This window comes from Bacillus sp. BSL6, from assembly GCF_052928345.1.
Genome location: NZ_JAVGCW010000001.1, coordinates 493,990 through 507,096, shown reverse-complemented (window position 1 = coordinate 507,096; position 13,107 = coordinate 493,990). Strand labels below are relative to the sequence as shown.

Sequence of the window (13,107 nt, the reverse complement as noted above, 5' to 3'; positions counted from 1 at the left end):
ATGAGAACCTTTTTTGCTATTTACGAAAAGTTCTACTTTATTTCTTCTCTATCGTACGAACCTCTTCAATTTTCCAACCATCCTCTTCTTTTCCAATTGCATACTGTACTTTTTTCTGAAGAGTGATTTCTCCATCTATTTCCTTTTCTTTTGTTTCAACAACAACATACCCTGCTTTACTAGCTTTTATGTCTATATGTTCCAATTCAATTTTCTTATTTCCCTTTTGAAAAGCTGCTTCTTTTTGCGTTTTTAAGTCTTCGGCACTAGGCATCTTCTTTGAAAATAATTCTATATGTTCAGCAAGATTTTTTTCATTCGTTGTACTTACAAATTTATCCATAACATCTTGAATCGATTTCTCTTCTTCTTTTGTTATTTGTACCTTTTCCTCAGCTTTTGTAGTAGTAGCTTTTTGTTCTATCTTATTCTCTTTGGATTGACATCCAACTAGCAATAATACAACTATTAGAAAGGGGCCTACCCCCCTGAAAAAAGCTCTCATCTTCCCATCTCCTAAAAAGAAAAGTGAGGCATTTCGCCTCACTCTCATTTATAATTAGCGTCTTCCTTTATTCGGATCACCACCGCCAACAATATCAAAGACACGTTTAGCGAGATTTGTATTCTCTTGAACGCCAGAGAACAAGTATTTACCAGGGCCAAATGCATATACGTTTACATCTTCTCCTGTATGTCCACCTGTTGTCCAACCTGTAACCGAACGCTTATTGAAAATATCTTCAATCGCATTATCAATCTTTGTTACATCTTTTGAAGGAGCAATATCATTTACCGCTTTAATTTCTTCAGGTGTTAATTGTAAATCAATATATTTTTTCAATGTTTCTTCTACATTTGCACCTTTTACAATCTCATTTGCCATGAAGTCCGGTGTGCGTTTTGCAGCTTTAATTGGATCTACTTTAAAGTTGTACTCACCATTCGCACCTAAAGATAACCCGCCAGTAGCGTGATCTGCCGTTGCAATGACTAACGTATTTTTATCTTTTTTCGCAAACTCAATCGCAGCTTTAAATGCTTTTTCAAAGTCTTCCATCTCACTCATTGCACCAACGATATCATTATCGTGTCCTGCCCAGTCAATTTGACTTCCTTCAACCATTAAGAAGAAACCTTTTTTATTTTTGTTCAAACGCTCAATTGCTGCATTTGTCATTTCTTCTAATGAAGGTGTCTTCTCATTGCGGTCAATCATTTTATCTAAACCGCCTGGTGCAAATAAACCAAGAATTTGATCATTTTTATCATTTAACAATTGATCTCGATTTGTTACGTAACTATAACCAGATTTCTTAAATTCTTCTGTAAGATTGCGATCTTTTCTAACAAAGTTTTTTACGCCGCCGCCAAGCATAACATCTACTTTATGCTTCCCTTTAATTTTCTCATCAAAATAATCATTTGCAATTGCGTCCATATTTTTACGACTAATGTCATGCGCACCGAAAGCAGCTGGTGTTGCATGTGTAATTTCAGAAGTAGCAACTAATCCTGTTGATTTCCCTTTCTCTTTCGCTTGCTCAAGAACAGTTTTCACTTCTGCTTTATCATTATCAACTGCAATTGCCGCATTATATGTTTTAATTCCTGCTGACATAGCTGTTGCTGCTGATGCTGAGTCTGTGATATTTTCATGTTCATCTTCCGGATATGTTTTTTGTGTTCCTACAAGATGTTTATCAAACTCTGTAGATTCCATCTCGAATGTTTTTGGATTATCTTTCATATAACGGTGAGCTGTCATATATGAAGGGCCCATACCATCTCCAATTAACACAATAACATTTTTAATCTTTGCATTGCTTCCGTTCTCATCTGCGCTCACTTCACTAGAACGTGTAAAATTCCATGTTGCTACCGAAGTAACTGCTAATGATGCCACAACTGCAAATGGCCATGCTTTTTTCACAAACTTTTTCACTGTCTTGTCCCCCTAATTAGGTTATTCATTTCCCACTATCAAATTTAATAGAAGACTGTTAAGGGAAAATTAGTTATATGTAAATTTTTTGTTAACTTATGTAAATATCAGTTATAATTTGTATAACTTTGTCTTTTCATATCAACCATCTTCGCCTTTACAATCAAAATATAAACAAGTTGGATTTCATTTAACGTAAATCTCTTATTTAACATTTTCCATCTACTTTTATAAAAATTAATAGAAATGTGGTGAATATTTATGAAAATAATAAAGCTAGACAAAACTTATATTTTTGATTTATTGGACCTTTGCAAAGCTATTGGATGGTTACAAGATAAAGCATTTATGAAAAAACAATTCGAAATGTATCTTTCTCTCGGTACACTTGTCGGTTATATGCATGAAAATAAACTGATTGCAGCTGGAGGCGTATTTCCTTTTAAAGATAGGTTTTCTACTATTGGCATGTTAATCGTCCATCCTAATTTTCAAGGCCGAGGCATCGGGCGGACTTTGCTTAATCACTGCTTAGAACACACTCATCCAAAACAGCCAATTGCACTTATTGCAACAAAGGCTGGCGAGCCTCTGTATACATCATGCGGATTTCAAACAGTAACGACGATTCATCGTTTTGAAAAACAAACTACTAAGACACATATCACTCCTACAAAACAAGTAAAAGAAAAAGATCTTATATCTCTTATTTCTCTCGATCAAATTACAACTGGTGCCGATCGTTCTTTACTTTATTCATTACTATTACCAAAAACGAACCACTCTTTTAAAATTGAGAGACATAACTGTATAGAAGCTTTTTCCTTATGCATACAAAAAGGTAATATATTATGTATCAATCCACTTATCGCCAAACGAGAAGAAGATGCTATTCAATTACTACAAAACATATGTGAATGTTGGAATGGCACAGTACGAATTGATGTCCCACATTCACAATTTGTATTTCGCAAATTCCTTCAAACAGAAAATTTCCAAGAAACGCTCCTTTCACCTCTTATGATAAAAAATGGTAGCCAACTTCCTGGAAATCGTAATATGCTATTTGCTATGATAGATACAGCGTTATGTTAGAAAGGGGACACCTAATTGAAGCGATTTAGCTATTTTATGGTAGGTTGTCTTACTCTTACACTATTAGTAGGATGTAGTGCAGCAGAAAAACCAGTAGAACAAGTAAAACAAGTTAAAAATACACTTACAGCGAAACTAGCTACTGAGGAAAAGATGGTGGAAGTAGATGGTCAAACCATTTACTTTAAGCAGATTGGTAACGAAAAGCCACCTTTACTTATGATCCATGGATTTGGAGGATCATCAGATGGTTTTCAAAAGATTTACTCAGACTTAGCAAAAGATCATACAATTATTTCTGTAGATGCTTTAGGATTCGGGCGCTCATCTAAGCCGATGGATTTTTATTATTCTTTCCCAACCCATGCAAATTTGTATTATAAATTAATGAAAAAACTAGGTTACGATTCGTTTGCAATATTGGGCCACTCAATGGGCGGAGAAATTTCTCTTAATTTAACATATTTATATCCAGAAGCCGTTACCCACCTTATTTTAACTGATGCTACGGGCGGTCCTCATACACTCGTTAATAAACAAGGATCACCAAGACCACAGTTGTCGACTGATTTAAATACCGTTTCTGCCATTGCAGATTATGATGAGAGCAAAGTGAAATTTAAACGTAATGATGAAGAGCATTACAATAAAATGAAATTATGGCCTAGACGTCTTCAAATTAATGCAAATGAAATAAAACAACCAACCTTAATTATATGGGGAAGAAATGATAGTAGCGTTTCTTGGAAAGAGGGCGAAACGTATCATCAATTTTTAAAAAATAGTACTTTCCATATTATCGAAAAAGGTTATCACGCACCATTTCGTCAGGAACCACAGGAGTTTGTAGGGTATGTGAAAGAATTCTTTGACAAAAACCCTATAATAACTGAAAAATAAGCGGGTATCTCATTTTGAGATACCCGCTTTCATATATTAAGCAGCTTGCTTTTGGCGTTTTTGAGTTTTTGAACCTAATACTTTCGGAATAACGAAACCATCTATTCCAAATTTACCAGCATTCATACCAGAAACTAGAACGAACATTGATAGAATAACCATTTCAGGATTCACACCAATTGACCCACTAAACATATAGGAAAAGTTCATTACAAGACCGAAAAAGACCGCTGTTTTTGTTAAACAGCCTACAATTAAACCAATTCCGACTAAAATTTCTCCCCACGTTACAAGTGTATTAAATAGATCAACGTTTGGAATTGCGAAATCTTGTAAAAATGATGCCCACCAAGATTGAACAGCCGGTTGTGCTCCTTTAGATTTTTCAATTGCACCTTGTAAATAACCAGTTGCATCGAATCCTTTCCCTTGTAGTTTACCGATTCCAGCCATTAACCATGTGTAACCAAGATATACTCGAATTACTGCTAATACAAAAGAAACTGCTTTGTTTTCTCTTAAAAATTGAATAACCATATATTCCTCCTAAAGTTGTAATTAAGTTAGTTACAGATAATATAATAACATTAGTTACTTATTTTTCAAACGTTAATTATGAATATTCAGTGACATGTGTATGAAACATTAAAAACTAACGTTTATATAGTAACTTTTATTACCTGTAAAAACTTGAACATATCATACCATAAGTGATAATGGTTTTCATTGAAGAAAATGTAAAAAAAATGTGAGTTAAATGTGAAACACGTTTATTCGAATATAGAATAAACGTGTTTCACACTACTTATATAATCGAAATGTATGTGTCTCTTTATCAATTAACCGTGCTTCTTCAAAAGCCTCTCCTAACGTTTTTTCATGGTTAATAAGCCCGTAAAATAAGCGTATTGTAAACATAAGTGCTGCATTCCCATCTACATAATCTATCGATCCAATATACGATTTCGCACCACTACGTAAGAAAGATTCTGCTAGTTTTTGTTCCCCTAACGTACACCCGCTATTTACAATATTTGTATTATGCAATTTTGCATATTTATAAATTTCTTCTGCACCAAAGTATCCTCTCGGTTCATCTTGTTCATATATATCTTCACCCAACTCTTCCATGACAAACTTTCCTTCCTCACCATGAAAGCAAAAAATAATATAATTGATATCGTTAAATAAGTTCTTTCCAGAAAGAACTTCTATAAAATCTTTCGGTCTACCAATCCAATATGTTACAACTCTTGCACCAAAATATTCAAGCGATGCTCGGATTGATTGCGCCTCTAAATCCGAATTAAAACCAACTACTAGTGCAACATTCAACATACACCCTCCATCCTATAATTAGATTTCACCAATTAGACTTTTAAAGGATACATCCATTTCATATATACCCGTTTCTTTCAAAAAATCAGCTCTAGTTAAAACGACTTTTTGTAAATATTGCCGATACGCAGTAATTGTCCCGTCGTGAGATACAATGCAAATTCTTTCAGCGCCTAGCTGACAACACCAAAGAAGAAATTCATCTACGATTTGCTGAAAACGATCCTCTGGAATAGTATTTATACCTTCCGTCCATAGCTGTTTATTTGTACTTTTCTCTATCAAAAAATGTGGAAATAAATTTGTTATTACCCCCTGATCTACTATGTGGTCACATGGTAATGTTTTTGCTCCTTCTCGATAAGGAAAAATACGTGGGGATGCATATGGATGGACGATTTTTTGACAAGCTACTTTCTCACTCCATATCGCCGCCGTTTGTAAAGTTCTAAGTGTAGGGCTAGCGATTAATATATCCGTTTCCTGTAATGGTACATTGTATTGAATGAATCTAGCCTGATTCCTTCCCTCATCCGTTAATGGTGGATGAAGCACTTGTAAACTTGCCGGCAAATCTTTTGTATGTTCTCCTTCACCATGCCGAACAAAGACGAGTTTCATACCCATCCTCCTCTCAATATGAAATCCTCTTACATATTTCTTCCCTATTCCATTCTTTATTCCTGCTATATGAAACATCGATATGTAAAAAATATTTGACACAACAAATTGGAAAACATTACAATTATATGTGTAAAACACTTTTTACAAGAGAGAGGAGAAACATGCATATGAAATGGCTAACCATCTTAATTGGCATGATTATATGGGGATATATAAACGGATTTTTTAGTAGTGATAAAACTGCTAACCCTTGGATTACAGATGATGAACGTGAAACAAAAATTAAACAGAAGGCAATTATTGCAAGCTGGTCCGGTGTTTTTATGTTTTGTACCATTAATCTCTTAAACAAATGGTTAGGTATAGAAACGAGTAATACATCACCATACTTACCAACTTCTGTCGCAACTATTTTAAAAGAAAATGTAGAGTTACAAATTTTATTTATGCTATTTATTACGTATGGCATATTTTACGTATACTATCGAAGAAAACTAAGCGCTTAATTTTTTATCTCATGATTATCCTCCTAAATGGTTATAGTAATTAGGACAAGATGAAAGGAGCGATAGAAAAATGAGTAACTCGAATGACTTTTTAGATACACTGCATAAAAAACAAGCAAAAGATGAACAAAATAGAAAACGTCAGGGAAACGGAAACCCAGCGAAAAAGAAGCCAAATAAAACACATAAATAAGAATAAAAAACCTGCCTAAAATTATCTTTTAGGCAGGTTTTTTATTCTTATTTCACCGAGATAACATGTTCCCAATTCCATTTCTCGTAATACCACTCTGGTACATCTATATTTTCAATCCACTTCATTTCATGCTTTCCATCTCTATGAGCAAGCCATACATCTGCTTTCTTACGGTCTGAACGTATCCATATTAATTGATTGCTCTTCTTCATAAAGATTGGATGATAATCACCCTGCTTATGAGGTGGCTTTGTGATTCGATGCTGTACATTGCTTGTACTATCAACCTCATATAAAGATGGTAGTGGCCTTTTTTCTGGCAATGTTTCAAATCCTCCCTCTTTTGCTCGAGAGACGATAATTACGTTATCGTTCTTCCATGCAAAATCCCAATCAACATATCCTTGCGGCGTAAATATGTTCTGCTGAAGTGCTGGCAATTCTTTTACTTTTAAATGTTTATTCTCTAACGCAACTCTCCCGCTTCCTTCAATATAGGCCAATATATTGTTGGCTGGCGCCCATTTGAACCATTGTGTGTTTAATAACATTTGATCTACCTTTTCAAAACGACTACCATCTGCACGAACTAAGCAAAGCGTATTGCTATCAGCTGACCATGAAGCTGTCGGTACTGCTAAAAATGAAATCCACTTTTGATCTGGTGACCACTGAAACCCACTTGCAACTAACGCTAGGAAATCATCATGTTCATTTGGTAATGCATACAAATGCTTCATTTTGTGAGGATTCATATGTGCATCTTTTTGCACTTCATATAGCTGAGCCCCTGTCCATCCTGTTGGAAGTAAGTGTGCTTCAGAGGATACAAAAAACTTCTTTCCATCAGGATACCATGCATAATCTCCTACACCTGCCGATACATTTTCAAAATCTGTATTCTTTTTTTCTACATCAAATGTATGTAATGTACCTGTAAATATAAATGCAATTATATTTTCTGTTGGTGACCATTGATAATTCGATGCTTCTGAGTGAAACGGCGTAACTTTCTTTCCATCTTTCAGCCGATATAACTCAAGACTACCTTGTTTCTTTCCTTTTACATATGCCAGCCACTCTCCATCATGAGACCACTTTGGCCCTGTTATATACTCTCCTTTTGTAAGTTGTTTTTCTTTTCCATCAACTTTAATCCAGAGGTCATGATGACGAATAAAAGCAATTTTCGCTTCATTATTTTCTGCGCTACTATTAATGGGTGAACATAAAAATACGACTAACATTGTACCAACGCTTACTATGAACCGTTTCATAACACCCCTCCATTTCCCTCATAGCATTCCTCAATGTCCACCTACAATATGTAAAAAATACCTATTCGACATAATCAGAAAAAATTTCCCAAGAAATTTTAAATTCACAGAGGGTTGGTATGAATTATGTCGAAAATATAGTTTAGCTAACATCCGATTATGTAATTCGAGATAAATTTGTAAGATTACTTTTCGGAATATTAGCACTTTTTATTAAGGGGAGTTTCAATGAAAAAAACTACATCTACACTATTAAGTATGGCGCTCGTCTTTTCCAGTTTTGGAGCTTTAAGCGCACATGCTGAATCGCTGCAAAAGGAGAAACAATTTAGTCCACAGTTAAAAGCGAACATTGAACAATGGGGAGAAAACAAAATTGCGCAAAATGTTGAAACAAAAACATCAAAAGAAATTTCTGTCATTGTAGAATTGCAACATGCTCCACTCGCTTCACAAAGTAACATTCAGCATGCTCCAGATTTACAAAATAATAATGCACAGTCTTATCATACCGTGCTTAAAAAAGCACAAGAAGATACGACTAAGAAAATAAAAGAAAAAGCACCTGGTGCAAAAATTAAAGAAGTGTATAATACGTTATTTTCTGGATTCTCTATTTCAGTTCCTGGAGATCAAATTACCGCTCTTGCTTCTTTACCCGAAGTAAAAGCAGTCTACCCGAACTTAACATATAAATTACATGAAGCATCAAAAAGCACTACTAATGAAGAAGCACCAAATATCGGCGGACCGACAATTGGTGCAACTGAAGCATGGAATTTAAAAGACCCATCTGGCAAACCGCTTGATGGAAAAGGTATGAAAGTAGCGATTATCGACTCTGGTGTAGACTATACACATCCTGACTTAAAAGCAAATTATATCGGTGGATATGACACAGTTGATGAAGATAACGATCCAATGGATGGTAACGTACATGGTACCCATGTAGCTGGAATTATTGCTGGTAACGGAAAAATTAAAGGCGTTGCTCCAAATGCTTCTATTCTAGCCTATCGTGTAATGAATGATGGTGGAACTGGTACAACAGAAGATATTATTCAAGGTATTGAACGAGCAATCCAAGACGGTGCTGACGTTTTAAATTTATCTCTTGGACAAAGCTTAAATACACCTGATCAGCCTGTAACATTAACATTAGAACGTGCAGCAAAACTTGGGGTTACTGCAGTTGTTTCAAATGGAAATGATGGCCCACATCCTTGGTCTGTTGATGCACCTGGAAATGCAAGCAGCGTTATATCAGTTGGAGCATCTACTGTTTCTATCCCGTTTCCAACGTTCCAAGTAGCTGGTTCCAGCAAAACATATCAAGGGTTACCGTTATCAAAGTCCGATTTCCCAATAGGAAATGATTCCCCTCTTGTATACGTTGGCTATGGTAATCCAAGTGATTATGCAAAACAAGATGTGAAAGGGAAATTTGCACTTGTTTTACAAGGTACTTCTAGTACGTTAGTAAAAGCAGAACAAGCGAAACAAGCTGGTGCAGTTGGTGTACTATTCATTTCTACAGAAAAAGAAATCAATATTATGCCAGAATATTTTATGCGTGAAAATCTAGCCCTTCCAGTTATGCAATTATCAAATGTACACGGTGAAGAGTTGAAAAACTTAATTACAAAGCGTAAGAAAAATATAAAAATTGGCCAACCAAATCCAACCGAATTGATTGCTAACTTCAGTTCCAGAGGTCCGTCACAAGGAAGTTGGCTTATAAAACCAGATATAATTGCACCTGGCGTACAAATTATGAGTACAGTACCGAGAGGCGGCTATGAATCTCATAATGGTACAAGTATGGCTGCTCCACAAGTAGCTGGAGCGGTTGCCCTCTTGCGTCAAATGCATCCTGATTGGACGACAGAGCAATTAAAAGCATCCCTTGCCAATACCGCAAAAACTTTAAAAGATGTGAATGAAAATACATATCCTATTATGACACAAGGATCTGGTTTAATTAACATCCCGAAAGCAGCTCAAACAGATGTATTAGTCAAACCTAACAATGTGAGCTTCGGTCTTATTAAGCCAAACAGTGGTAAAGTAAAACTGACGCAAAATATTACGTTACAAAATCTATCTAGTAAAAAGAAAAGTTTTTCAACTCGTGTGGAATTGCTAGATACAAACACAAAAGCAAAAGTAAAAACTTCTGTACCTTCATCGATTAGCATACAGCCGAATAGTAGTACCGAAAAACCATTTACTATCACTGTCGATAGTTCGCTACCCCAAGGTGTCTATACTGGAAATGTGTATATAAAAGAACAAGGTAAGAAGGAAGAAACTCGCATTCCATTTACATTTAGTATCGATCCTAAAGATTACAAACGTATAGATGGACTCGAAATTATTAATTCTACATTTAGTCCAAATGGTGACCAAATATTAGACGATAATCTCATCAACTACTATTTAGTTGCACCTGTAGATGATGTAACATTGCATGCAAATTTAGTTACAAAAGAACGTGTAACGTACCAAGGGATTATCCATCAAGCTAAAAATGAAACAGCTGGATACAAACCTTTCAAATGGAATGGTACAAAAGCAGATGGTACTCCGTTAGCTGACGGTCTATACCAAATCGAAGCAGTTGCCTCTAATTCTGGTGGGGAAACAAAACAAACAGCTGCTGTATTTCTGGATCGAACTGCACCTAAGTTAACATACGAAATTGACCAAGAAAACCTTGTAATCACAGGAAAAGTGGATGATATCTTACTAGATTGGATGACAGAATCTGGTTGGGTAGCACCTGGAATTCCAGTGAGACTACAGTATGAAATCAACGGAAATGGTGTATGGGAAAGTGCATTCCTAAATCCTTGGGAGAAAAATTACGGCATTTATTTAGATCGTACTCAATTACAAGAAGGTAAAAATACAATTCACATTGTAGCAACAGATGCAGCTGGAAATACCTCTAATTTAAATGTTGATTTAGAAGTAAAATAAAGTGGCACCACGATGCTTTTGCCCTTATCAGATGTTCCGATAAGGGCTTTTTCTATTTCTCACGGAAACTAATGTTAAATAATTCCGAATCTTATGATAAAATTTTATAAGCGCTTACAATTTTGAAGGGTGGTGGTACAAGCTATACGAAACTGATATTTAATTTTACAGAAAAAAGGAGGATGTCTAAATGACAAAGAAAACAGAAATTCCATCGCATTTAAAACCATTCGTATCCACACAGCATTATGATCAATACACACCGGTGAACCACGCTGTATGGCGTTACATTATGAGACAAAATCATAGCTTCTTAAAAGACGTTGCTCATCCAGCCTATGTGAACGGACTACAATCATCTGGTATTAATATAGATGCAATACCAAAGGTAGAAGAAATGAATGAATGTTTGGCGCCAAGCGGCTGGGGCGCTGTAACGATTGACGGACTTATTCCTGGCGTCGCATTTTTCGATTTTCAAGGGCACGGATTGCTACCAATCGCAACAGATATTCGCAAGGTAGAGAATATCGAGTATACACCAGCTCCAGATATTGTACACGAAGCTGCAGGACACGCACCTATTTTACTTGATCCTACATATGCAAAATATGTGAAACGATTTGGACAAATTGGTGCAAAAGCTTTCTCAACAAAAGAAGAACATGATGCATTCGAAGCTGTTCGTACATTAACAATTGTAAAAGAAAGCCCTACTTCTACTCCTGATGAAGTTACAGCTGCTGAGAATAATGTACTTGAAAAACAAAAGTTAGTTTCTGGCTTATCAGAAGCGGAACAAATTTCACGTCTTTTCTGGTGGACAGTAGAATATGGATTAATTGGAAATATAGATGCTCCAAAAATATATGGTGCTGGTCTCCTTTCTTCTGTTGGCGAAAGCAAATATTGCTTAACAGACGCTGTAGAAAAGGTTCCATTCTCTATAGAGGCATGTACAAGTACAACTTATGACGTAACAAAAATGCAACCACAACTATTTGTTTGTGAATCATTTGAAGAATTAACAGAAGCACTTGAGAAATTCTCTGAAACGATGGCCTTTAAAACAGGTGGTAAAGAAGGATTAGAAAAAGCAATTCGCTCTGAAAATCATGCAACTGCTGAATTAAATAGCGGCTTACAAATTACAGGTACATTTACCGAGACAATTGAAAACGATGCAGGTGAATTGATTTACATGCGAACGAGCTCGCCAACAGCATTAGCCATTCACAATAAACAGCTAGCGAATCATTCTACGGCTGTACACAGTGACGGCTTTGGAACACCGATTGGATTACTCACTGAAAATATTGCATTAGAAAATTGTACAGATGAACAACTACAAGCATTAGGAATTTCAATTGGAAATATTGCTGAGTTTACTTTTGCAAGTGGTATTCATGTAAAAGGAACAGTAACAGATATTGTAAAAAACGATAAAAAAATTGCGCTTATTTCCTTTATCAATTGCACAGTTACTTATAACGACCGCGTTTTATTTGATGCTTCATGGGGCGCATTTGATATGGCTGTTGGTTCAACAATTACTTCGGTATTCCCAGGTGCCGCAGATGCTGCAGCATTTTTCCCAACGGATGAAGAAGTTCAAAAAATACCTGCTCCACTTGTACTGAATGAACTTGAACGTATGTATCAAACCGTTCGTGACATTCGAAATGAAGGTATTTTACACGACGCGCATATCGAGCAATTAGTAGCAATTCAAGAAATATTAAATAAATTGTATCCGAAAGAATGGTTACTTCGCCTTGAAATATTAGAATTGCTTTTAGAGCATAACAAAGGGCATGAAACATCAGCAGCATTATTACAACAACTTTCTACTTTCACAACGGATGAAGCTGTAACACGTCTTATTAACAATGGTCTTACGCTACTTCCAGTAAAGGATGTGAAAAATGATGCTACGATTAACTGAAGAAGAAGTTCAAGAGGAATTATTGAAGTTAGATAAATGGGTAGTAAAAGATGAAAAATGGATTGAAAGAAAATATATGTTTTCCGACTACTTAAAAGGAGTCGAATTTGTCTCTGAAGCCGCCAAACTATCAGAAGAACATAATCACCACCCATTTATCCTTATCCAGTATAAAGTAGTCATTATTACTTTGTCATCTTGGAATGCAAAAGGTTTAACGAAACTCGATTTTGAGCTTGCGAAGCAATTTGATGAACTATTTGTCCAAAATGAAAAAGCCATTATAAGAAAGTAAAAAG

Annotated in this window: 13 protein-coding genes; 7 read left to right on the top strand and 6 right to left on the bottom strand. The window is 35.6% G+C overall.

What is annotated here, in order from left to right; translation table 11 throughout:
- Nucleotides 1-37: 37 nt before the first annotated feature.
- Together RCJ96_RS02790 and RCJ96_RS02785 are read right to left on the bottom strand one after the other, a co-directional pair.
- Nucleotides 38-505 (bottom strand): hypothetical protein, encoded by a 468-nt coding sequence (locus RCJ96_RS02790; protein WP_074607066.1) that lies wholly within the window; start codon nt 503-505, stop codon nt 38-40.
- A gap of 54 nt (nt 506-559) precedes the next feature.
- The gene (locus RCJ96_RS02785) at nt 560-1,945 is read right to left on the bottom strand and encodes an alkaline phosphatase (RefSeq protein ID WP_316149219.1); all 1,386 of its coding nucleotides are present in this window, start codon (nt 1,943-1,945) and stop codon (nt 560-562) included.
- A gap of 261 nt (nt 1,946-2,206) precedes the next feature.
- Between RCJ96_RS02785 and RCJ96_RS02780 the strand changes: the two genes are divergently transcribed.
- The gene (locus RCJ96_RS02780) at nt 2,207-3,040 is read left to right on the top strand and encodes a GNAT family N-acetyltransferase (RefSeq protein WP_000691523.1); all 834 of its coding nucleotides are present in this window, start codon (nt 2,207-2,209) and stop codon (nt 3,038-3,040) included.
- Between the two features lie 15 nt (nt 3,041-3,055).
- A complete protein-coding gene (locus tag RCJ96_RS02775) occupies nt 3,056-3,940 on the top strand; it encodes an alpha/beta fold hydrolase (protein ID WP_242304705.1) in 885 nt (294 codons plus the stop codon).
- 36 nt (nt 3,941-3,976) lie between these two features.
- Here RCJ96_RS02775 and RCJ96_RS02770 read toward each other — a convergent pair whose 3' ends face one another.
- The 3 genes from RCJ96_RS02770 to RCJ96_RS02760 form a co-directional block, all read right to left on the bottom strand.
- Nucleotides 3,977-4,477: a DoxX family protein gene (locus tag RCJ96_RS02770; protein ID WP_000236600.1), complete on the bottom strand. Its 501-nt coding sequence runs from the start codon at nt 4,475-4,477 to the stop codon at nt 3,977-3,979.
- A gap of 264 nt (nt 4,478-4,741) precedes the next feature.
- Nucleotides 4,742-5,278: a delta-aminolevulinic acid dehydratase gene (locus RCJ96_RS02765; RefSeq protein ID WP_074611021.1), complete on the bottom strand. Its 537-nt coding sequence runs from the start codon at nt 5,276-5,278 to the stop codon at nt 4,742-4,744.
- 18 nt (nt 5,279-5,296) lie between these two features.
- Nucleotides 5,297-5,905: a histidine phosphatase family protein gene (locus RCJ96_RS02760; protein ID WP_139302932.1), complete on the bottom strand. Its 609-nt coding sequence runs from the start codon at nt 5,903-5,905 to the stop codon at nt 5,297-5,299.
- A 164-nt stretch (nt 5,906-6,069) separates the two neighbouring features.
- Here RCJ96_RS02760 and RCJ96_RS02755 point away from each other — a divergent pair, with 164 nt between their 5' ends.
- On the top strand, nt 6,070-6,408 hold the full coding sequence (locus RCJ96_RS02755) for a hypothetical protein (protein WP_000871756.1): 339 nt from the start codon (nt 6,070-6,072) through the stop codon (nt 6,406-6,408).
- A gap of 70 nt (nt 6,409-6,478) precedes the next feature.
- Nucleotides 6,479-6,601, top strand: coding sequence for a DUF4023 domain-containing protein (locus RCJ96_RS02750; protein ID WP_316149211.1), 123 nt, complete (start codon nt 6,479-6,481; stop codon nt 6,599-6,601).
- A gap of 47 nt (nt 6,602-6,648) precedes the next feature.
- Here RCJ96_RS02750 and RCJ96_RS02745 read toward each other — a convergent pair whose 3' ends face one another.
- Entirely contained in the window at nt 6,649-7,881 is a 1,233-nt protein-coding gene (locus tag RCJ96_RS02745) for an eIF2A-related protein (protein WP_242304701.1), read from the bottom strand.
- Nucleotides 7,882-8,109: 228 nt separating this feature from the next.
- Here RCJ96_RS02745 and RCJ96_RS02740 point away from each other — a divergent pair, with 228 nt between their 5' ends.
- The 3 genes from RCJ96_RS02740 (at nt 8,110) to RCJ96_RS02730 (ending at nt 13,103) form a co-directional block, all read left to right on the top strand.
- The gene (locus tag RCJ96_RS02740; protein WP_316149208.1) at nt 8,110-10,863 is read left to right on the top strand and encodes a S8 family serine peptidase; all 2,754 of its coding nucleotides are present in this window, start codon (nt 8,110-8,112) and stop codon (nt 10,861-10,863) included.
- A 190-nt stretch (nt 10,864-11,053) separates the two neighbouring features.
- A complete protein-coding gene (locus RCJ96_RS02735; RefSeq protein WP_074610309.1) occupies nt 11,054-12,808 on the top strand; it encodes an aromatic amino acid hydroxylase in 1,755 nt (584 codons plus the stop codon).
- Nucleotides 12,789-13,103, top strand: coding sequence for a 4a-hydroxytetrahydrobiopterin dehydratase (locus tag RCJ96_RS02730; RefSeq protein WP_074610311.1), 315 nt, complete (start codon nt 12,789-12,791; stop codon nt 13,101-13,103). Before RCJ96_RS02735 ends, RCJ96_RS02730 begins: the two co-directional genes overlap by 20 nt.
- Nucleotides 13,104-13,107 lie beyond the last annotated feature (4 nt).

Bases quoted from the DNA above. Each gene is read 5' to 3' on its own strand.
- RCJ96_RS02790 (WP_074607066.1), bottom strand. From the start codon at position 505: ATGAGAGCTTTTTTCAGGGGGGTAGGCCCCTTTCTAATAGTTGTATTA.
- RCJ96_RS02780 (WP_000691523.1), top strand. From the start codon at position 2,207: ATGAAAATAATAAAGCTAGACAAAACTTATATTTTTGATTTATTGGAC.
- RCJ96_RS02770 (WP_000236600.1), bottom strand. From the start codon at position 4,477: ATGGTTATTCAATTTTTAAGAGAAAACAAAGCAGTTTCTTTTGTATTA.
- RCJ96_RS02765 (WP_074611021.1), bottom strand. From the start codon at position 5,278: ATGTTGAATGTTGCACTAGTAGTTGGTTTTAATTCGGATTTAGAGGCG.
- RCJ96_RS02760 (WP_139302932.1), bottom strand. From the start codon at position 5,905: ATGGGTATGAAACTCGTCTTTGTTCGGCATGGTGAAGGAGAACATACA.
- RCJ96_RS02755 (WP_000871756.1), top strand. From the start codon at position 6,070: ATGAAATGGCTAACCATCTTAATTGGCATGATTATATGGGGATATATA.
- RCJ96_RS02750 (WP_316149211.1), top strand. From the start codon at position 6,479: ATGAGTAACTCGAATGACTTTTTAGATACACTGCATAAAAAACAAGCA.
- RCJ96_RS02745 (WP_242304701.1), bottom strand. From the start codon at position 7,881: ATGAAACGGTTCATAGTAAGCGTTGGTACAATGTTAGTCGTATTTTTA.
- RCJ96_RS02740 (WP_316149208.1), top strand. From the start codon at position 8,110: ATGAAAAAAACTACATCTACACTATTAAGTATGGCGCTCGTCTTTTCC.
- RCJ96_RS02735 (WP_074610309.1), top strand. From the start codon at position 11,054: ATGACAAAGAAAACAGAAATTCCATCGCATTTAAAACCATTCGTATCC.
- RCJ96_RS02730 (WP_074610311.1), top strand. From the start codon at position 12,789: ATGATGCTACGATTAACTGAAGAAGAAGTTCAAGAGGAATTATTGAAG.